The following is a 20,288-nucleotide window of genomic DNA, read 5'->3' on the forward strand; positions in this document are numbered from 1 at the left end:
AAATCAAATTATATGAAACAACTTAGTAAATTGTTTGTAGGATGCTTGGCCGTTGCCTTGGTCATTTTCTCATCCTGCTCTAGCAATGCCCCTGCAGCAAAGGGAACCGTAAAGGCTAAAGGCCCATTCCCTGAAGAAAAGTTAGGTTGGCATTTAGGTTCTCAAGCCTATACCTTCAGACTATTTTCTTTTGCAGAAGCATTAGATAAGATCGCTGCGGCAAACCTTCGTTATGTAGAGGCTTTCCCTGGTCAAACTGTAGGCGGGGGTAGCTCAGAAAAAATGACTTATGAACTTTCTCCAGAAGGACGTCAATTAGTGAAAAAACTTTTAAAGGACAGAGGGATTACCGTTCATGCTTATGGTGTAGTAGGTGCAAAGGATGAAGCAGAATGGGAAAAAGTATTCCAATTTGCTAAGGACTTTGATATTAAAGTAATCAATGCAGAACCAGCAGAAAATCAATTGGACTATATCTCAAAACTTTGTGATAAATACGATATCAAAGTTGCCATCCATAACCATCCAGATCCATCGCATTACTGGAATCCAGATGTAGTGCTTAAGGCCCTAGAGGGAAGAAGCAAAAGAATGGGAGCTGCAGCAGACGTTGGTCACTGGATGAGATCGGGATTAAATCCGATTGAATGCCTTAAAAAACTTGAAGGCAGGGTTTACCATGTTCACTTTAAAGATTTGAACGCCTTCGGTGATAAAAAAGCGCATGATGTGATCTGGGGAACAGGTAAATTAGGAATGAAAGAGGTACAGGCAGAATTAAAGCGCCAAAATTTCAAAGGAATGCTTTCTGCTGAATACGAATATAACTGGGAAAACAGCCTTCCAGAAGTTACTGAAAGCGTGGTAAACTTTAGAGCCGCTCTTTAAGTACAAAATGAATTATCGAATGGGCAATAAGGCAACTTATTGCCCATTCTGTTTTTAGGTCTCCTCCACAATCTGTTCACAATTGTTTGGAAATTAAAGAAATACACAATTGTAAATTGGGTATATTTATACATATATCATCCGCAATACTTCGTTTATGAGAAATTCCCTGATCAGCTTTATTCTATTGCTTCTTTTAATGATTTCATGTCAAGAAGGAACCGAAAACAAAACCAATAAAGATGTATTGGATCTGAATAACTCCAATTTTGATGAAAATGTCCTAACCATTTTTGGGAATTGGATGGCAGAGGAAAATAATGTTAGTCTTGGTTCCTTAATGGAACATGAACTGAGTGATGAGAAGCTGGCATACCGGATCAAAGATCCAATTATAAGTGCAATCCATATTCAGGTTCCAAAAGCTGATTTTGGGTTTCTCCTGGAAAGCCCTTTCAAAGACAGTATCGCTTCCTATGGACCATTGTTCTTCAAGACCGTTTCGGTAGTCACCGATCTCCATAAAAAACCTATCGCCTACCAGGCCTTAGCTTTTTATAGATCTTTGGCGACGAGGGATAGCATACTATCTATCCTATATAAAGAATGGGGAAAGCCTGATCTTGAAACTGTAGTAAACAAATCGATTGGGTTAAAAGCCCAAGAATGGATATTGAATGATAGAACCATACAAATAGTGCCGTTCAATGCTAAAGAACTAAGCCTGTCTTCATCAAGCCCTGATGACGATTATTACCAAGTTGACTTCCTAATGATCGATAATGCGCATAAAGAGGCGCTCAATAAGGCACATTACTATGAGTTTACAGAGGATATTGAGATAGAGGGAAAATTAAGGAACCATACTTATTTCGACTTGAAGAAGAATCAACTTTTTGCCGATAGGTTTTTGTTATATAGCGAAGAGGAAAAAGATAAGGGGGCAGGGAATTAAGTTTTAAAAGATACTTTGTAAGGCGTTAGTCAAAGTATCATTTTCATTCTTAATAGTTTCGGATCCATTGTTTTAGGACTTTCCGGTCTGAAGGAGCTTCTTTCCAGATTTCTATCCGGTAGTGATCATTGGGGTTGCGGTCATCAATTCCATTGTAAGGGTCATTAAGGTTATAGGAATAAATCCTGACCCTGTATGCCCCATTTTCTAATGGCACAGCGAGAATAGTTTCGCTATTTGGACAGTCTTGGATTTCCATAACCCCTGAAGTTATCTCCAGGCTTCCTTCCACGATATGGTCCGCTTGAGGATCAATGTCCTCATTTGGGGCCTCTAAAGTTTCCAGTTCACCCTTGACAATGGAGAAGTCGTTTTCAACGGCAACTCCCAACGTGTTTTTTTCCACCGCTAGGCGCTCCTTTAGCGCCTTGTCGGTCCAAAACTCCAGATCGTCCATTTCACTGACCTCAGCTATGTTCACCAAATAGAACTGGCCATACTGCGTGAAAAAATCGAGTTTGTACATTTTACTGCTTTTTAGGTGTTAATTGTATTAATGTATAAATATATTTAATTCGATTATTAAATAATGGGAAAATATGTAATTGTTTAACCACAAAAAAGTTTTATGCCTTAATATCAATAATCTGAGAAAACAAAACAGTCTTTTTAGGAAAAAGAATGTCGGCTAAAATTTAATTCAAGCTAATATTTGTGTAAATAAGTCAGATAAAAAATTTTACAGCTATAACCGAAATCTATTGTAACTTTTGCCTATTAGGTCTATGGTAGATTTTCTCTAGATTAAGTTCAAAATAGAGTGGGGAATTTAGAGTAATATTTTCCTTAATAATTATTGAGAAGTTAATATTAGTGCTGTTTCAAGATAAAATTGAAATATGAGCCAAATGAAAATGTGGATTTCAAGGTAGGAATATAGAAATGTGGCAGGAATGTTAGAAATACCTGATTTTCAATAAAAATACTTGTGCTGTCTGAATTGTAATATTTTCAGGGAAGAATTAACTAAAAAGTTCATTGATATCCTCTTTGCTTAGTGATTTCACGAAGCTCTCTTCTGTACTGATGAGTGAACTGGCCAGGGACTTCTTCATTCCCTGTAGAGCGAGGATTTTTTCTTCAATACTATCCTTGGCTATAAACTTATAGATGAATACATTTTTGGTCTGTCCGATTCGGTGGCTACGGTCAATGGCTTGTTGTTCGACTGCAGGGTTCCACCAAGGGTCTAAGATGAACACATATTCCGCTTCCGTTAGGTTCAATCCGACACCGCCAGCTTTAATGGAAATCAAGAAGACTTGGGTTTCCTCGTTTTCCTTAAATTCCTTTACGGCATTGTTCCTATCTGTCGTAGAACCGTCCAGATATGCATAACGGATTTTGTTCTTGTCAAAATAATCCCTGAAAATCTGAAGATGCCTTACAAATTGGGAAAATATCAAGACCTTGTTACCTTCCTTTAGGATGGAATCCATGGTCTCTATCGCGGCATCAAATTTTCCAGAACCATCCTTGTATTGGCTATCGATCATCAGCGGATGGTTTGCCAATTGCCTCAATTTGGTAAGCCCCTGTAACAAGGCAATCTGGGTCGCTTTCCCTGTGAAAGCACCGTCCAGCAGTGCATTTCTATATTCCGATTTTACCTTTTCGTAATATTCAGACTGCTCCTCGGTCATGCTGCAATAGAAAATCTGCTCCGATTTCGGTGGTAATTCCGTCGCAACTTGAGACTTGGTCCTTCGCAATACAAAAGGTTTTATGATAGCCTGTAGGCGTCTCGCTTTTTCCTCATCCTTTTTCTTTTCGATGGCCAGGACGAATTCCTTCTGGAAATAAGTGTAACTGCCCAAAAGGCCGGGGTTGACAAAGGACATCTGCGACCAGATATCAGCTACCGAATTCTCGATAGGGGTACCACTCAAGGCCAGTTTGTTCTTTCCTTTGATGTGTTTAATGGCCGAAAAAGACTTAGACCTTGGGTTCTTAATGTTCTGGCTCTCGTCCAGAATAATATAATTGAAGTAAAAGCCTGATAGCAGCTCTTCATCAATTCGCGCCACCCCATAGGTCGTGATCACCAAATCAAAATGACTGAAGGCAAAGTTGTTCTTGCTGCGGTAAGTTCCGGTATGTAACAATACCCGCAATTTAGGCGTAAACTTTTCAGCTTCCTTCTGCCAGTTGAATATCAAGGAGGTCGGTACGATCAACAGTGAAGTTTTAGGCTGGTCGGCGGCCAAGGTTTCTTTCTGCTGCTGCAATAGCGCCAAGGTCTGAACCGTCTTTCCTAGACCCATATCGTCTGCTAGAAGGCCGCCAAAGCGGTATTCCTGCAAGAAGTGGAACCAGTTGTAGCCAGCCTTTTGATAAGGACGTAAAGAACCTTTAAATTCTTTCGGTGTCTCGATGTCTGCGATCTCATCAAACTCCCCAAGTTTGTTCAACTTACGCTGCATGCTGACTTGGGTATGTTCGGTGACATCGTTTAACAATCCAATATGTGTCCGATTTAATCGAATGCCCTCCTTTTGTGATGAAAACTGGAATAGGTGCTCATATTGAGAGAACCATTCCTGTGGAATGATGGCTATTTCACCATTTGGCAATTCAAATTCTTGGATCCTGTTCAATATATGCTGACGAAGATTGATGAAAGGTATTTCATATTCCCCGAACCGTACGATTGCGGATATGTCAAACCAATCGTTCTTCTCGGTGACTTCAATGCTGATACTGGTCTTGCCGATCAGGAATTTCTTGTCATTATGGTTTTGGACGATATGGAAGCCAGCTTCGGTCAATTCCGAAAGGTGTTCATTGACCCATTCGATGCTGGAAATTCGATAGCCATTGATCCCGGTAACAGGCAGGTAGGAACCAAATAGGGCGTCAGCACGCTCCAATCCATAATCTTCTAAGGTTTTGGCTTTCTTTTCCTCCCATTGTAGGGACCTTTTTATCCTATAGAACTGATGGGAATCCTTTTCCTTGTCATAGACATAACGGACCGTCACAGGGTGCTGTGCGCCTGCAGGAAAACTGTATTCTCCATATTCAAAATACAGTTGCAGCTGCGCCTCTTGTTCTGGGCAATAGACAATCCTAAGTTGAGGGATGGCCTGTTCCCTATAGTTGATGATCTCTAAACCTTCGGCATATACATGGTGCTTTTCAATCAGCGAGGTCACAAAGGTTTCGAAGTATTTTTTCTCCGTATTCCTTGGGATTGAAATAAAGCGTTTGTTTAAAAAGGGGGTCAATTTCTTGCCCTCAAGTTCTTCATCGAAATAATACAGGACATTCTCTAAGAGCAGCCAAGCCTGTTGGTTGACTATCACATCCGCATTCTTGTACATAAATTCCATGCGGAGCCCATCATATTTGAGGGTCGGAAAATAGCGTGTTTCCGTTTCATTCCTTCTGAAATGGAAAAGGATACTGGTTGGTTTATCCGCTATTTTCAGTTCCAGCTCTGCAGGATATCCATCCTTGCTCATCAAGAACAGTGGCTTATCGCCAATGTTGTTCAGTATATGTAATAAACGGCTTTCGATCTTTGGACGTATATGCTCGTAGATTTTTTGGTCAAAGATCTTGGAGAAGTAATCAGCGGGACGGATTGCTTTTTTATGGAACCGTTTGATCAACTGTGTCTGTTCAATTTCATCGCAAAGACGGATCAGTTCATAATCGACTTCATCTAAGGCATCCGAAAATTCATCTACGGTATTGCTGAAAACCCTTTTATAGGATAGGGAATAAGATCCATTTTGGTTGAGCTGTACAATATGGGGTTCAATGAGGTAGCCCAGGTAGGGGTGCTTCCCTAATGAGTAAACCAAACGATAAGAAGTTATTGTGTCGACCTGCTGCATCCTATACTTTCCGTAGAAAAAGCTACTAATATACGTGTATTAGGTCTTTTTCTCCAAAATTAAGGAGGTTAAATTATTATGAAATATCGATTTTTCCTTGAAATACTTGGATTGCAGGTCCCGAAAGATAAACTTTGCTGAATTGATGCCCTATTTTGTGGAAAGAAATGTGAAGCTGTCCACCCAATACTCGGATCGGAATCTGAAAATCACCATCTTTGCCGGACTTCAACGCCACACTCATTGCCGAAGCAACCGCCCCCGTTCCACAGGCATAGGTCTCATCCTCTACGCCACGTTCAAAAGTCCGCACAAAATACCCGTTTTCTTCCGCTTGGATAAAGTTTACATTGATGCCTTTCTCGCCATAGGTACTGTTGTTTCGGATCGCATGGCCATCTTGGAAAACATTTTTATGTGCTAAATCTTCTACAAACTCAACATAATGAGGAGAGCCTGTGTTTAGGACAAATGCCTCTCCATCCATACTGTATTCATTCACGTCAATCATGCCAAGGTTTACAGTATTTTGCTGGATTTGAGCATCATGTCTTCCGTCGACTGCCAAAAAGACAGTATCGCGGGAAATGATTCCAAGATCCCTGGCAAAAGCAACTAAACAACGCCCTCCATTTCCACACATGGTCCCTTCTTTCCCATTTGCATTGAAGTAAAGCATTTGGAAATCATAATTATTTGTATCTTGAAGAAGCATCAATCCGTCTCCACCAACCCCAAACCTTCTGTCACAAAGCTCTTGGATCAATTGTTGGTTATTGGCATCAAACGAGCCCTTTCTGTTATCAATCAAGATAAAATCATTGCCTGCACCCTGGTATTTGTAGAATTGGATTTCTTTTGACATTTTGTTGAGTTTCTGCTGTAAATTTAATATTCTTGTTACAATAAACCGAACTTTTGTTAAATCTTGTTAAATGCTTGACATAGCAGGCTTCCGTTAACATTTTTTAACTGACAAAAGTCTTTAAGGCCTTCTGAATGGTATTACATTTGAATTAGGAAACATAAATTAAAAAAAGTTAGATTAATTATAGATATGAAAAAGATAGGTGCAACTTTATTAGCAGCCATCATAGGAGGAGCCATAGCCGTGGGTGGGTTTAAACTCTTCGAAAACAAACAGATGGACAACATGACGTTTGAAGAACGTCAAAAAGTATATTATGCAAACAACCCCGGCGAAGAGATTCTTTCTTCTACCGGAAATCCGGATTTTACCCAAGCTGCAGCGGCAGTCTCTCCGGGGGTCGTACATATTCAAGTAACAATGGCAAGCCGTGGTAACCGTGGTGGTGGCGGTTCACCTTTCGATATGTTCGAAGAGTTTTTTGGCGTCCCACAACAACGCGGTCAGGCTCGTCCTGCAACAGCGTCAGGTTCTGGGGTACTGATCTCTCCTGATGGATATATCGTAACCAATAACCACGTGGTGGAAGAGGCCGATAAAATCGAAGTGGTCTTGACCGATAAGCGCAAGTACGAAGCCAAAGTGATCGGTAGAGATCCAAACTTTGACCTTGCCTTAATTAAAGTAAATGCTACTGGCCTTCCGATGGTTAAATTAGGTAACTCAGATAACGTTCAGATTGGTGAGTGGGTGTTAGCTGTAGGTTATCCCCTAGGTTTACAGTCTACCGTTACTGCTGGTATCATCAGTGCAAAAGGCCGCCGTATCGGTATCTTGGACGAACCGACCCAAGGCCGTGGATATGGTGGAATGGGGCAACAAGAACAAATGATCAGCAATGCTGTTGAATCATTCTTACAAACTGATGCCGTTATCAACAGAGGTAACAGTGGTGGTGCATTGGTTAATGCCAGAGGCGAACTGATCGGTATCAACTCCGCTATCGCTTCACCAACCGGTACTTATGCTGGGTATGGATTCGCTATCCCAATTAACCTTGCTAAAAAGATTGTCGATGACTTCAAGGAATTCGGAAGTGTTAAACGTGGTTATGTAGGTGTGACCTTTACAGAGATCAACGATCAATTACGTGCTGAAAAAGGTATTGAAGATGTAAACGGACTATATGTACGTGATGTATTGAAAGGTGGAGCTGCAGAAGCTGCCGGCATTAAATCTGGTGATATCTTGACCAAGGTTGAAGGCCGTGTCATCTACGGAACTCCGGACCTACAGGAATACGTTGCTCGCTTACGTCCTGGTGATAAAGTGAAGATCACTTACAAACGTGACGGTAAAGAGAAAGACGTTTCATTGACCCTGAAAGGTGAAGAAAGCAAACCGAAAACTGAAGATGCTGAATCTAGTGCATCTGCAACAGAGATCTTCAATAAATTAGGTGCTAGTTTTGTTCCTGCAAGCAATGCGCGCAAACAAGAATTAAACATCAAATCAGGTGTAGTTGTATCACAAGTACACAGAGGTGGTGTTTTCGAATACTTCGGCGTTGAAAGAGGATTGGTGATTACTGAAGTTAATGGTAAACCTGTAAACAATGTTGATGATGTAGAGGCTGCTCTAGGTAGCACTCGCCGAAACATCGTCCGTATTACCGGCGTACCTGAAAGAGGTAGTACCGTTCAATTCAATGTTCCATTGAAATACTAGTAAAAATATTAAAAAGCAAAAGGGGCCACATGGGATTGTGGCCCCTTTTGCTTTTTAGACTAATAGTCTAATAGACATAAGGCACAAGACCGTAGAACCTGCCCTAACGAGGGATTTCATTTAGTTAAGGTTGTCAGGATTTTAGAGAGAAGAGCCGTACAGATTCTTCACTGATTGATCAGAATCAGAAGTAACTCAATAACATTGCCCTCTGAGGGTTGTATTGCCCAAATGTATCCCTTAAGCTGTCCAGTTGAGGCACGAAACATATCGGAATATTACGCACCTAAAGTCCAATTAGCGTCCTTAATATTCGCGTACAGGTACTCAATCAGAGATTGAGGATGGCAAGACCGAGTCTATCCACGAGCCATTCAGTTAGCCCGCCAGAAATTTCTTGTGTCATAGGTCTGTTTTTAGTGTCTAATATCTCATATCTCACATCTCAATACTAACTAGATAATGTTATATTTGAAACCATGAAAATACTAATGGTGTGTTTAGGGAATATTTGCAGGTCTCCATTGGCTCATGGCATTATGGAGCACATGGTTGCGGAGAGCGGGTTGTCTTGGGAGATAGATTCTGCGGGTACGGGAGATTGGCATGTTGGCCAGGCCCCTGATCGTCGATCTATCCAAGTGGCTAAAGAAAGGGGTATTGATATCTCCAGTCAAAGGGCCCAACATTTTAATCCTTCCTTTTTTTCTAAATATGACCGTATTCTGGTGATGGACAAACAGAATTATGCAGACGTAGTGGGGATGGCCATATCTGAAGAAGATAGAGCTAAGGTTTCCCTGTTTCTGATCGATGATATTGTTCCAGATCCATATTATGATTCAAACATGTTCGTTCCAGTCTTTGAACTGATTGAATCTCGATGTAAAGAACTCATTCAAGACTGGTCAGAAAATTAAATTCATGCAAGCAGCAGAGATCAATAAGAAGTGGGCAGAATTGCAAGGAGCAATCGCCAAGAACTTCGATATGGACATTCCTGATATCAAGGTCATGCTTTTCCTGATTGGTGTTCAGGAATTGGGAAAAGGTCCGCAGGAGTTTTCAAAAAGAGAAAAAGAAGAGTTGATGCACATAGCGACCTGTAGACTTTTCAGTAGCTTAGGGTTTTATGAACTCGAAGGGCAGGATGAACAGGGCTGGCCACATTGGAAGCTCATTAAGCCGATTCCTAATTATACCCTTATGGAACAGGAAATGATTATCAAATCCTTGATAATTGATTATTTTGAAGATGTAAATTTCATTTAATATATGAGAAAAATTGTATTGTTGTTTGCCTTTGTGATGGGCTTGAGTTTTGTATATGCACAGACTCCAAAAAACTATTATGTTGAAGTAAAAACCGGTAAAGGCAACGGTATTATCAAACTCTATAACGAAACCCGTAAACACCGTGATAATTTTGTCAAATTGGTCAATGAAGGCTATTTCGACTCCTTATTGTTTCACCGTGTCATCCATAATTTCATGATCCAAGGTGGTGACCCTGATTCACGTTATGCAGGCAGCAGACAGCAACTGGGTAATGGTGGTCCTGATTACAAGGTCCCTGCTGAAATCCAAGCCGATATTATCCACAAGAAAGGGGCATTAGGTGCTGCCCGTGATAATAATCCTGCCAAGGAGTCCTCGGCATCTCAGTTCTACCTGGTTCAAGGCCGCGTGTTCTCTGAAGCTGCACTTGACTCTTTGGAAAAATTTAGGTTGAAAGGCAAGAAATTGACCCCACTGCAAAGGGAAACCTACAAAACTATTGGTGGCACTCCACATCTTGATGGTGAGTACACAGTGTTTGGTGAGTTGATTGAAGGAATTGCTGTTGTAGATAGCATTGCAGCGGTTAAGACCGATGACAACGACCGCCCCTATAATGATGAGCGTTTTGCCATGAAATTATTGGATAGGAGACAGGCATTGGACCTTGAACGCAAGTTGCAAGGGCTTCCTCCTAAGAAAGGCTTCTTTACCAAGCTGTTTGATTCCATGAAATCCAAAACCTACAAACTTCCTTAAGATGAAGATCATTACCTATAATGTGAACGGTATCCGCGCCGCTTTGAAAAAAGGCTGGCTGGATTGGTTCAAGGCTGAAAGCCCAGACGTAATCTGTATTCAAGAAATTAAAGCAACTCCAGATCAGGTTCCTGAACTGGTTTTATTAGAGGAGATGGGCTATGAGCATTATTGGTACCCCGCTCAGAAAAAAGGCTATAGCGGTACTGCTATCTTCACCAGAATTACCCCTAACCATATTGAATATGGTTGTGGCCATGAGGATTATGATTTTGAAGGTAGGGTAATCCGTGCCGACTTTGATAAAGCCTCCGTGATGAGTGTGTATTTTCCTTCGGGAACGACAGGGGATGTCAGACAGGATTTCAAATACAAATTCTTGGATGATTTCCAATTGTACAGCAATGACCTTTTGAAAGAAAAACCGAAATTGGTGGTCTGTGGCGATTTTAATATCTGTCACCGTGCCATTGATATCCATAACCCTAAATCCAATGCCAATAGTTCGGGTTTCCTACCGGCAGAGCGTGAATGGATGGAGAACTTTATCAACTCGGGATATACCGATTCTTTTAGGCACCTCAACCCAGATCCGCATCATTACACTTGGTGGTCTTATCGTGCTGGAGCAAGAGGGAGAAACTTAGGTTGGCGTATCGATTACAATATGGTCTCCAATGATCTGAAGGACAGTATCAAGTCCTCTCGAATCCTTTCTCAAGCGGTTCATTCCGATCACTGCCCAGTGGAATTGATCTTGGACTAACTAGAGACGTTAAAAATATTTATATTGGATTGGCTAGAGAAAAACTCTGGCCATTTCTTTTTTTGTCATAAATCTGTGTGATCTATATTCCGGTTTGACCTTATTCGAGACACATTCGGAACTTTCGCAAAATGTCCTGAGCTACTGTTCATTTTTCATCGGAGCATTGTCTTAGAAATTCGAAGATTTTGCCGAATGGTTCCGCAACATGTCTCGAATATGTCTCGAATGAAACCCTGTTTTAGGGATGATTTTTTCACCCTTTATTTGGGTGTTTTTCATGTGTATTACTGGATCACTTCTATATTGAATCGGACATTGGCATGCTGCTTTGGAACGATGACTGCAAACAAATAAGTGCCCATAGCGGTATAGTTTCCGTTCTTGACTTTTGCAGAGTAGACTATCCCATGGTTCGCACAGTCTCTGTTGACCTGCTGACTAATTAGTGTAGCAGGTATCCCTTGAACTAGTTTCTTGCCTATCAATAAACTTTGTGTCTTAAAGTCTATTTCAGAAAACATTTTTGAAACTTCTTTGCTAGGCCCATTGGCCTCAGAATCGACAAAGGCAATTGCTTTCTCCAGTTCTGTCTTTGACTCAATGACGAGAAACCTATCTTCTAGTTTTTCATCAACTATACGGAATCTGCAAGTGGGATCAATGTTGATTGAAGTAAATTCAACCTCTTCCTCTTGGCAGTCCTCTGGAATGGATTCAGCACATCGAACCTGAATTAATGACATGAAAACGATGGCCAGGAAAAGGAATTTGGGGTACTTAGTGTTTCCCATGATAATTTAGATTAATGGTTTACTGTAATGAAGCTTTATAGGGCTAAATCTTGTGTGGTTTTTCTGAAAAGGAAGGGCTAGTATCTGAAAATAAAGTTAATGATTTTCTAAATTCAAACATAACTATTCATTAAACAGGGAGGGCCTAATTTATTCTAGCCTTTTTCTATACCGAATCAGTAGATTTTAATCTGATTTTCCTTATATTTATTTTATGGGCAAGAAGTTCGCAATATTTATGTTTACCATTACCGCCATTCTATTGCTGTATTGCACTTATGAACTCTATTTGGCATTTGGCACAAATGAACTTTCCTGGAAGGATATTACCAGCCCTTTGTCATTGCTTATTTCAGCCGCATTATTCCTAAATAATGCCTTACGACCCACGAATCTGGGCTAATCTTATCAGCTTTTTACAATCTCTATATCAAGGAAAATGATTGAAAAGCGCTTAATAATTCATAATTTTATATCTATTCTTTGTTATTGTTAGTTTTTCAACAATAAACTGCTTAATATTTTGATTATATCATAAAATGAAAAAACCTATACTGGTCATCAAGTTTGGTTCGGCGGCCATAACGACCGATGGAGAAATTGATGAAAGAATTGTCCTGGAGATCGCTCGTCAATGCGCGCAGTTACAGCCGAAATATAATATTGTCATCGTTTCATCGGGTGCTGTTGCTGCCGGAAAGAAGTTTATCCCTAAATACACGGGTACCCTTGCCCAGAAGAAAGCCGCTGCAGCCATTGGAAACCCCCTGTTGGTGCGCACATATGGCACCTACTTCAAGCCTTTTAAGATTGCATTGGCGCAAAGTCTATGCGAGCGACATCACTTTGCAAACAGGAGCCAGTTTTTACAGTTGAAGAGTACCTACGAAACGCTGTGGAAGAATAATGTAATCCCTATCGCCAATGAAAATGATGTAGTCAGCAATAAAGAGCTCAAGTTCTCTGATAATGATGAACTGGCGACCTTGATTGCTGTGGGTTTTGGTGCCGAGCAGATTTTGTTCAGTACTTCAGTGCCGGGGGTCTTGGACGAGCATGGGAAGGTAATACCGGAGTTGAAGATCATTGACAAAGCGGCATTGGCTTTGGCAAAGGAGGAAAAATCTGCTGTAGGATTAGGGGGGATGATCTCAAAATTGAATTTTGCAAGGTTGGCCAATCAAATGGGCATCAAAGCGGTTATTTTTTCGATGAAAACCGAGGATGGGATCTTGAAAGCAGTGGCTGGAGATACCGGGACGATATGCCAAGCTCAGGAGAAAAAGCTTTCCTCCCGAAACAAATGGTTGGCGAGTGGTAGTTTGATTACAGGCTTGGTACAGGTGGATAAGGGTGCTTTAGCAGCCTTGAACAAAAGAAAAAGTTTATTGGCTGTGGGTGTAAACAAAATTATCCAAGATTTTGAGGTCGGTGAGGTCTTCCAGATTGCTGATGAAGACCATGTGATCCATGCTGTGGCCAAATCGAAGATAGACTCGGTTTCGTTGCGGTCCAAGTCTGAGAAGAAGAATATTGAAATTGCGCATGCCGATGATATTGTGCTGCTATAAAGGAAATTAAAATGAAGAAAACGATATTAACCGAACTTGAAAATAGCAGAAAGGCCAAAAGAGCCATTGCACAATTGTCGATTGAAAAGAAGGCTGAAATACTGAATGCCATTGCGGCTGAAATATTGGATCGTTCCGAACAGATCATTGAAGAAAACAAAAAGGATCTGGACCGAATGGATCCTTCGGATTCCAAATATGATCGGTTGAGGTTGACTGAAGCAAGAATCCAAGACCTTGCTGACAGTGTGCGGGCTGTTGCTAAATTGGATGATCCTACTGGGAAATTATTGAGCAGTAAAACGCTCGATAATGGGCTCTTGGTAGAAAAGAGATCGGTGGCTTTGGGTGTCGTAGGGGTTATCTATGAATCGAGGCCCAATGTGACCATTGATGTTGCGGTCCTTTGTATTCAATCGGGCAACGTTTGTCTGCTTAGGGGCGGATCGGATGCCTGGTACAGTAATTCCTATTTGGTTGGTTTGATCCAAAAGGTATTGAAAAGTTATGGGCAAGATCCGAATATTGTTCAACTGTTGCCAACTGATCGGGAACTTGTCGCTGAGCTATTGACGGCGGTCAAATATGTAGATATCATCATTCCTAGAGGATCCCAAGGCTTGATCGACTTTGTACGTGAAAACGCCAAGGTTCCCGTGATAGAAACGGGTGCTGGGGTATGCCACACCTATGTGGACAGGACCGCAGATCTGGAATTGGCAGCCAAGATTGTAGCGAATGCAAAGATTTCAAGACCATCGGTCTGTAATGCCTTGGACTGTGTTTTGCTGGACGAGGAGATCGTAGATGGGTTTGTAAAGAATTTAGTTCCCTTATTTGAGAAAGCTAAAGTGAAAGTATTGGCAGATGGTCAAAGCTATGCAAGCCTGAAGGAACAAGGCTATACGGAATTGGGTAAGGCGGAGGCAGATGATTTTGGCAGGGAGTTCTTGGACTTGATCTGTTCCATGAAGGTAGTATCTGGTCTAGAGGAAGCCCTTGATCACATTGCAAAGTATTCATCCAAACATTCTGAGTGTATTGTTTCTGCTGATTCAAAAAATATCCTGAACTTTATGAATGCGGTAGATGCTGCAGCGGTATATTCCAATGCGTCCACTCGATTTACGGATGGGGGCGAATTTGGATTGGGAGCCGAAATAGGCATCTCCACGCAGAAATTACATGCCCGTGGGCCATTTGCTTTAGAAAAACTGGTTACCGAGAAGTGGTTCGTGACGGGAGAAGGACAAATAAGATAGTTATGGGAATTAGATTTGAGAAAGATACCATCCTAAATTGGATCAATGAGATGGGGAAGTACATGCGGTTGGTCGTTGATCGGTACACTGCATTTGACGAAACAGAAGAACCGATGGACCTGACTGAAGGGTACACGGATTTTTTTAAGAAAGATAGGGGTTTCTTTTTAGAAACAGATACTGCTGGGTTAGAGGAGTTTATTGTGGCTTTGGAGCCGGAGCAAATAAGGCCATTGGCTCAATTGCTGATGTATGATGGTTTGATGAATCGGGACCATGCCTTATTGAAGAAAGCCAAGTTTCTTTTCGAATGGAACATGAAGAAAACGGGGGCCTTTTCTTTTCAAGATTTTGATTATTTATCAAAGATTGACAATGTTTTATAAAAAATTCCTCTTTTATAAGAGGAATTTTTATTTAAATAGCAAATTTTATTGCAAAAATTTAAAAAGCTGATTGTGTAGATCGGAATTTTCCCGATTAACGGCGGAATTAGCCTGTTTATTGTATGCTCTGTTACAAAATAAATTTTTCAGTTAAAAAAATGAGTATTTATTTCTTTGATTCCTATTATTTTATCAATGAATAACAGTGCTTGGTTAAAAAAGTGATGAAAGTTATTGTTTCATGTTAATTTTTTGTTATATACTTGCCCAAATTATGGTAACTAATAGGACGCACTAACCTTCGTCCCTAATGAAAACAATTATTTAACAAAACTCAAACAATTATTATGAAACAAAAATTACTCAGCTTTTTTGTGCTGTTTATGCTGTCCATTGGATTGCTGAATGCGCAAAGTCGTCAGGTGAGTGGTAAGGTTACTGATGCTACAACAGGAACGCCCCTGTCTGGAGTTTCGGTAAAAGTTGTTGGATTGTCCACAGCTACCCAAACTGATGAACAAGGAAATTACTCGATCATGGTAAATGAGAATGGTCGATTGACATTTTCTTTTATTGGATATGAGACCTTAACTCAATCCGCATCTGGCCGATCAACCTTGAATATTTCCTTAATTTCTACTTCTGATGCTTTGGATGAGGTTGTTGTTGTAGCCTATGGAACGGTGAAAAAATCTGACTTTACGGGTTCTGCAACACAGATTGGCACCAAAGAAATCGACAAGAGGCCGATTTCCAACGTGTTGACTGCCTTACAGGGAGCTGGTCCAGGTATCCAATCTAGCGCGCCATCTGGTGCTCCGGGTTCGTCACCAGGTATCCGTATTCGTGGTTTTGGATCGTATTCTGCAGGACAAGGCGCATTGGTTGTTGTAGATGGGGTTCCATTTGATGGGGGAATGACCAATATTAACCCTGCTGATGTGGAGTCCGTAACGGTATTGAAAGATGCTGCTACTATTGCGATGTACGGTTCACGTGGTGCAAACGGTGTGATCATGGTTACTACCAAACAAGGTAAATCTGGTCAGTCTGAGTTGAACGTGTCAGCGCAATACGGTTTCAATAAAAACGGGGTTCCGGCTTATGAAACTGTTGATGCAGGACAGTACTATGAATTGATGTGGCAGGCTTACACCAACAACCTGGCTTTTGGTTCGGCAAAAATCCCAATGGATGTTGCGAAACAATTAGGTTCTGGTCTATTGCCAAGAAATGCTAAAGGCTTACAGACTTACAATGGTAAAACATACCAAGATATTGTTCAATACCTAGGTAATTACAACGCTTTTGATGTACCTAACGATGCTTTAGTTGGCGTTGATGGTAAATTAAACCCGAACGCGAAGTTCCGTTATGAAGGATTTACTTCATGGGAGGACGAAGCTGCAAGAGCAGGAAAGCGTAATGAATATAACCTGAACTATTCAGGTGGTTTTAATTCTACTGACATCTATACCTCATTAAACTACTTAAAGGATAATGGATGGGGATTACGTTCGATGAATGAAAGATTCCAAGGTAGAGTTAACGTAAATACAAAAGTTACCGATTGGTTAAAGACAGGTGTGAACTTAAACGCTGCTTCTAGAAAAGCTGATTTTGCTTATGATGGTGGCGGTATCAACAACCCGTTCTATTTCTCTAGAGGAATTGCTCCAATTTATCCTGTATATGTACATGATCCAGAAACTGGAAAGATCGTTTATGATGAATTTGGTGTAAAACGTTACGACTATGGTAACTTGGTTTCAGAGTTTGGTCTATCTAGACCTTTCAATAGCGGTCGTCACGCGATTGCAGAAACCATGTACAACACGAGTAAATCAAACCGTGACTTTATTGGTGCGAGAGCATATATGGACGTAAATGTATTGCCTTGGTTGACATTTACGATGAACTTCAGTCCGGATTTAGAAAATAACCGTTCAGAAGGATATGAAAATACAATTGTAGGTGACGGTGCTCCAGCTGGACGCTACAACCAAAGTTGGTACAGACAATTGTCTTATACATTCAACCAATTATTAAGAGCTAATAACACATTTGGACTTCATAACTTGGAAACTGTATTGGGACATGAGTTCTACTCGTACAAGATCGAGGACCTAAGCGGTATGAGAACCGGACAAGGATTCCAAGGGGTAAATGTCATGGAGAACTTTACTGATATCAGTTCATTGACATCAGGTCTTCGTGAAAATTCCATTGAGAGTTATTTTGGACGTGTAAACTATAACTACAACAGCAGATACTACTTAAGTGCAATGTTGAGAGCTGATGGTAACTCTAGGTTCCCTGCAAACTTAAGATGGGAGAATTTCTGGTCAGTAGGTGCTGCATGGAGATTGGATCAAGAAGACTTCTTCAAGAATGATTACACAGATCTATTAAAACTTAGATTCTCTTATGGACAATTAGGTAACTCTGATTTGAGTTCTTATTATCCTTATCAGCCAGGATATGAAATTGGTTATAACAATGCTTCAACCCCTGGATCTATCTATGCTTCATTAGGTAGTGATCGTTTGACTTGGGAAACACAAAAGCCATTGGACGTGGGTGTAGATTTCAGTTTCTTGAACGGAAGACTATCAGGTTCCTTAGAATATTATTATAGAAATTCAGATGGTCTATTGTTCAGCGTGAATCAGCCATACCATAATGGTGGTACAACTGCGGGATCATATGCGATCAACCAAAACGTTGGAGCAATGACCAACAAAGGTATCGAGGCAAGTGTAACAGGAGGTTTGATCAGAAAGGAAAACTTCAACTGGAACCTAACTGTTAACGTAACTACTGTGAAGAATGAGATCACAGCGATGCCTAAGGAAACTCCAGAGTTGGTGAGTAGTCCATACAAGCGCGCAGTTGGAAGATCATTGTATGATTATTATACAAGAACTTATTATGGTGTAGATCCTGAAAATGGAAACGCATTGTACCTAGGACTTGCTGATGGTGTAACATACGATGCTTCAAACCCAGAGCATAAATTGATCGAGAATAACGGACGTGTAGACACCGTTACTTCAAACCATAACTCGGCTCGTCAATCATGGTTAGATAAATCAGCAATTCCTCCTGTTTATGGTAGTGTTGTGAATGACTTTACTTACAAGAATTTTGACTTCAGATTTGTTTTGACCTATAGTGTTGGTGGATATTTCTACGATGGATACTATGCAGGTTTGATGAGTTCAGGACCTTCAAATGGTGCTAACTTGCATTCAGATCTATTTGGAGCATGGAAAAACCCTGGTGATGTAACTGATATCCCACGCATGGACGTTGGTAGAACTTCACAACATGGTGCTGCTTCATCAAGATGGTTGACTAAAGCATCTTACTTAAATATCAGTGCGATCAATGTGGGTTATAGAATTCCGGAATCATTCTCAGGCAGAATCGGTATTAAGAGAGCGCGTATCTATGCGAGTGCTGAAAACCTATACTTCTGGTCTGCGAAAAAAGGATTTAACCCTGTGGGTGGTCTGACTGGTCCAACTGGAAATAGCTCATACAACCACGCGAGAACATTTAACTTTGGTATTAACTTCGGACTTTAAGACAATGAAAATATTTAATAGAAAATTACAATACCCTATTCTAGGAACAGTATTGACTGCTGTACTCTTCCTTTCGGGATGTAAAAAGGAGGCTCTGCAAAAAGACCCTAGTGATAAAATCAATACAGAAGTCGTATTTGCATCGACAGAGAATGCATATTCAGCGATCAATGGTATGCACCGTCTAATGTACTCGCAGTGGTATAGTAACCAAGCTGCGGGTGGACAGAGCGGTAACATGATTTATATGGAAGTGCTTGGTGACGACTTTGTCATGACCGGCGCAGCCAATGGTTGGTTCAATAGTGAATACAAATGGATTAGCCATAGAGATGCGAACTCATCGATCAACCAGTATAACTATGGTTTTTACTATGCCTTGATTGGAAACGCGAACCAGATCATCAATAATATCGATGGCGCAGCAGGTCCTGAAGAAGATAAAAACTTCATCAAAGGACAGGCCTTGTCATACAGGGCATGGGGCTACTATCAAATGATTCAACTATTTGGTAAACGCTATGTAAAAGGTGGGAATAACTCAGGTTTAGGTGTTTCCCTTATCTTGGATAAATCTACTACAGCTGTTGAACGCAATACCGTTGAGGAAGTTTATACACAGATCAATAAAGACCTAGATGATGCGATTGCATTATTTGCAAATGCGTCAGGCAGACCTGATGTATCACATTTGAATATCGATGTTGCAAAAGGTTTGAAAGCTCGTGTTGCATTGACTCAACAAGATTATGTAACTGCGGCAAAATTTGCCAAAGAAGCTCGTGCTGATTATGACCTGATGACCAACGCTCAATATATTGGCTCGTTTACAACATCTGCCAATCCAGAGTGGATTTGGGGTATCCGTCATAGAGAAGACCAACCAACCTATTTTTATTCGTTCTATGCTTATGTAGGTAACTTCAGTTCTACCAACACTCGTGGTAACCCTAAGGCGATTAACTCGTTGTTGTATGATAAGATTTCAGATACTGACGTTCGCAAGCGTGTTTGGGATCCAACTGGAGCGGATAAAACATTCCCAGTTGCAGCAAGTGGTGTTCGTATGCCATATATGACCAGGAAATTCACGTTGACAAACCCTGGAAATAGTAATGGTGACTTGATGTTTATGCGTGCTGCGGAAATGTACTTGATCGAAGCTGAAGCTTTGGCAAGATCAGGATCTGAGACTGCTGCAAAAGAGGTTTTGTTGGAACTTGCTGAAAACAGGGACCCAGATTATGTTCTTTCTACCAATACAGGAGCAAGCCTGATCGAAGAGATCTTGACCCAAAGAAGAGTTGAGTTATGGGGTGAAGGCTTCAGGTTCTACGATTTGAAGAGATTGAACCTACCTTTGGACAGAAATGGAGCAAATCACATTGCTTCCCTTGCCGTGGAGTTTTCAATTCCTGCAGGAGATAAACGTTGGGAGTTCTTGATCCCTCAAGGTGAAATTGATAGAACCTTAGGTGTAGTGGTTCAGAACCCATTGTAGTGCTAGATGTGAATCATTGAATTCCATTCATAAAAGAAGC

General features: G+C 40.9%; 17 protein-coding genes. 13 read left to right on the plus strand and 4 right to left on the minus strand.

Features of this window, described 5'->3' with window-relative positions; translation table 11 throughout:
* The first annotated feature begins 12 nt into the window (after window positions 1-12).
* Both NMK93_RS01395 and NMK93_RS01400 read left to right on the plus strand, forming a co-directional pair.
* Entirely contained in the window at window positions 13-888 is an 876-nt protein-coding gene (locus NMK93_RS01395) for a sugar phosphate isomerase/epimerase (protein ID WP_185211393.1), read from the plus strand.
* 157 nt (window positions 889-1,045) lie between these two features.
* The gene (locus tag NMK93_RS01400; RefSeq protein WP_254526588.1) at window positions 1,046-1,843 is read left to right on the plus strand and encodes a hypothetical protein; all 798 of its coding nucleotides are present in this window, start codon (window positions 1,046-1,048) and stop codon (window positions 1,841-1,843) included.
* Between the two features lie 49 nt (window positions 1,844-1,892).
* Here the strand turns inward: NMK93_RS01400 and NMK93_RS01405 are convergent, their stop codons facing one another.
* The 3 genes from NMK93_RS01405 to dapF all read right to left on the minus strand — a co-directional run bounded on the left by NMK93_RS01405 (window position 1,893) and on the right by dapF (window position 6,610).
* Window positions 1,893-2,369, minus strand: a complete 477-nt coding sequence (locus NMK93_RS01405) for a hypothetical protein (protein WP_254526587.1) — start codon at window positions 2,367-2,369, stop codon at window positions 1,893-1,895.
* 496 nt (window positions 2,370-2,865) lie between these two features.
* Window positions 2,866-5,745: a DEAD/DEAH box helicase gene (locus NMK93_RS01410; protein WP_254526586.1), complete on the minus strand. Its 2,880-nt coding sequence runs from the start codon at window positions 5,743-5,745 to the stop codon at window positions 2,866-2,868.
* Between the two features lie 76 nt (window positions 5,746-5,821).
* Window positions 5,822-6,610 carry a diaminopimelate epimerase gene (gene dapF, locus NMK93_RS01415; protein ID WP_254526585.1) on the minus strand — a complete coding sequence of 263 codons (789 nt, stop codon included), beginning with the start codon at window positions 6,608-6,610 and terminating at the stop codon, window positions 5,822-5,824.
* 192 nt (window positions 6,611-6,802) lie between these two features.
* Here dapF and NMK93_RS01420 point away from each other — a divergent pair, with 192 nt between their 5' ends.
* The 5 genes from NMK93_RS01420 to NMK93_RS01440 all read left to right on the plus strand — a co-directional run bounded on the left by NMK93_RS01420 (window position 6,803) and on the right by NMK93_RS01440 (window position 11,144).
* Entirely contained in the window at window positions 6,803-8,341 is a 1,539-nt protein-coding gene (locus NMK93_RS01420) for a Do family serine endopeptidase (protein ID WP_185211388.1), read from the plus strand.
* Between the two features lie 479 nt (window positions 8,342-8,820).
* Window positions 8,821-9,261 (plus strand): low molecular weight protein-tyrosine-phosphatase, encoded by a 441-nt coding sequence (locus NMK93_RS01425; protein WP_185211387.1) that lies wholly within the window; start codon window positions 8,821-8,823, stop codon window positions 9,259-9,261.
* 4 nt (window positions 9,262-9,265) lie between these two features.
* On the plus strand, window positions 9,266-9,613 hold the full coding sequence (locus tag NMK93_RS01430; RefSeq protein WP_093101611.1) for a hypothetical protein: 348 nt from the start codon (window positions 9,266-9,268) through the stop codon (window positions 9,611-9,613).
* Between the two features lie 3 nt (window positions 9,614-9,616).
* Complete coding sequence (locus NMK93_RS01435) at window positions 9,617-10,378, plus strand: peptidylprolyl isomerase (RefSeq protein WP_185211386.1); 762 nt, start codon at window positions 9,617-9,619, stop codon at window positions 10,376-10,378.
* A 1-nt stretch (window position 10,379) separates the two neighbouring features.
* Window positions 10,380-11,144 carry an exodeoxyribonuclease III gene (locus NMK93_RS01440; RefSeq protein WP_254526584.1) on the plus strand — a complete coding sequence of 255 codons (765 nt, stop codon included), beginning with the start codon at window positions 10,380-10,382 and terminating at the stop codon, window positions 11,142-11,144.
* A 287-nt stretch (window positions 11,145-11,431) separates the two neighbouring features.
* Here NMK93_RS01440 and NMK93_RS01445 read toward each other — a convergent pair whose 3' ends face one another.
* Window positions 11,432-11,938: a hypothetical protein gene (locus NMK93_RS01445; protein ID WP_254526583.1), complete on the minus strand. Its 507-nt coding sequence runs from the start codon at window positions 11,936-11,938 to the stop codon at window positions 11,432-11,434.
* A gap of 214 nt (window positions 11,939-12,152) precedes the next feature.
* Here NMK93_RS01445 and NMK93_RS01450 point away from each other — a divergent pair, with 214 nt between their 5' ends.
* From NMK93_RS01450 to NMK93_RS01475, 6 genes are all read left to right on the plus strand, one after another.
* Window positions 12,153-12,341: a hypothetical protein gene (locus NMK93_RS01450; RefSeq protein WP_185211383.1), complete on the plus strand. Its 189-nt coding sequence runs from the start codon at window positions 12,153-12,155 to the stop codon at window positions 12,339-12,341.
* A 136-nt stretch (window positions 12,342-12,477) separates the two neighbouring features.
* Window positions 12,478-13,509: a glutamate 5-kinase gene (proB, locus tag NMK93_RS01455; RefSeq protein ID WP_185211382.1), complete on the plus strand. Its 1,032-nt coding sequence runs from the start codon at window positions 12,478-12,480 to the stop codon at window positions 13,507-13,509.
* An 11-nt stretch (window positions 13,510-13,520) separates the two neighbouring features.
* The gene (locus NMK93_RS01460) at window positions 13,521-14,771 is read left to right on the plus strand and encodes a glutamate-5-semialdehyde dehydrogenase (protein ID WP_254526582.1); all 1,251 of its coding nucleotides are present in this window, start codon (window positions 13,521-13,523) and stop codon (window positions 14,769-14,771) included.
* 2 nt (window positions 14,772-14,773) lie between these two features.
* Window positions 14,774-15,157 (plus strand): hypothetical protein, encoded by a 384-nt coding sequence (locus tag NMK93_RS01465; RefSeq protein ID WP_254526581.1) that lies wholly within the window; start codon window positions 14,774-14,776, stop codon window positions 15,155-15,157.
* A gap of 347 nt (window positions 15,158-15,504) precedes the next feature.
* The gene (locus NMK93_RS01470; RefSeq protein WP_254526580.1) at window positions 15,505-18,747 is read left to right on the plus strand and encodes a SusC/RagA family TonB-linked outer membrane protein; all 3,243 of its coding nucleotides are present in this window, start codon (window positions 15,505-15,507) and stop codon (window positions 18,745-18,747) included.
* Between the two features lie 4 nt (window positions 18,748-18,751).
* Complete coding sequence (locus NMK93_RS01475) at window positions 18,752-20,248, plus strand: RagB/SusD family nutrient uptake outer membrane protein (RefSeq protein WP_254526579.1); 1,497 nt, start codon at window positions 18,752-18,754, stop codon at window positions 20,246-20,248.
* The last annotated feature ends 40 nt before the right edge of the window (window positions 20,249-20,288 follow it).

This window comes from Sphingobacterium sp. LZ7M1 (genome assembly GCF_024296865.1).
In the GTDB taxonomy this organism is placed as follows: Bacteria; Bacteroidota; Bacteroidia; order Sphingobacteriales; family Sphingobacteriaceae; genus Sphingobacterium.

Coding starts and splice junctions, on each gene's coding strand:
- NMK93_RS01395 (WP_185211393.1), top strand. CDS start 13: ATGAAACAACTTAGTAAATTGTTTGTAGGATGCTTGGCCGTTGCCTTG.
- NMK93_RS01420 (WP_185211388.1), top strand. CDS start 6,803: ATGAAAAAGATAGGTGCAACTTTATTAGCAGCCATCATAGGAGGAGCC.
- NMK93_RS01440 (WP_254526584.1), top strand. CDS start 10,380: ATGAAGATCATTACCTATAATGTGAACGGTATCCGCGCCGCTTTGAAA.
- NMK93_RS01405 (WP_254526587.1), bottom strand. CDS start 2,369: ATGTACAAACTCGATTTTTTCACGCAGTATGGCCAGTTCTATTTGGTG.
- NMK93_RS01450 (WP_185211383.1), top strand. CDS start 12,153: ATGGGCAAGAAGTTCGCAATATTTATGTTTACCATTACCGCCATTCTA.
- NMK93_RS01445 (WP_254526583.1), bottom strand. CDS start 11,938: ATGGGAAACACTAAGTACCCCAAATTCCTTTTCCTGGCCATCGTTTTC.
- NMK93_RS01410 (WP_254526586.1), bottom strand. CDS start 5,745: ATGCAGCAGGTCGACACAATAACTTCTTATCGTTTGGTTTACTCATTA.
- NMK93_RS01435 (WP_185211386.1), top strand. CDS start 9,617: ATGAGAAAAATTGTATTGTTGTTTGCCTTTGTGATGGGCTTGAGTTTT.
- NMK93_RS01425 (WP_185211387.1), top strand. CDS start 8,821: ATGAAAATACTAATGGTGTGTTTAGGGAATATTTGCAGGTCTCCATTG.
- NMK93_RS01470 (WP_254526580.1), top strand. CDS start 15,505: ATGAAACAAAAATTACTCAGCTTTTTTGTGCTGTTTATGCTGTCCATT.
- proB (WP_185211382.1), top strand. CDS start 12,478: ATGAAAAAACCTATACTGGTCATCAAGTTTGGTTCGGCGGCCATAACG.
- dapF (WP_254526585.1), bottom strand. CDS start 6,610: ATGTCAAAAGAAATCCAATTCTACAAATACCAGGGTGCAGGCAATGAT.
- NMK93_RS01460 (WP_254526582.1), top strand. CDS start 13,521: ATGAAGAAAACGATATTAACCGAACTTGAAAATAGCAGAAAGGCCAAA.
- NMK93_RS01430 (WP_093101611.1), top strand. CDS start 9,266: ATGCAAGCAGCAGAGATCAATAAGAAGTGGGCAGAATTGCAAGGAGCA.
- NMK93_RS01475 (WP_254526579.1), top strand. CDS start 18,752: ATGAAAATATTTAATAGAAAATTACAATACCCTATTCTAGGAACAGTA.
- NMK93_RS01400 (WP_254526588.1), top strand. CDS start 1,046: ATGAGAAATTCCCTGATCAGCTTTATTCTATTGCTTCTTTTAATGATT.
- NMK93_RS01465 (WP_254526581.1), top strand. CDS start 14,774: ATGGGAATTAGATTTGAGAAAGATACCATCCTAAATTGGATCAATGAG.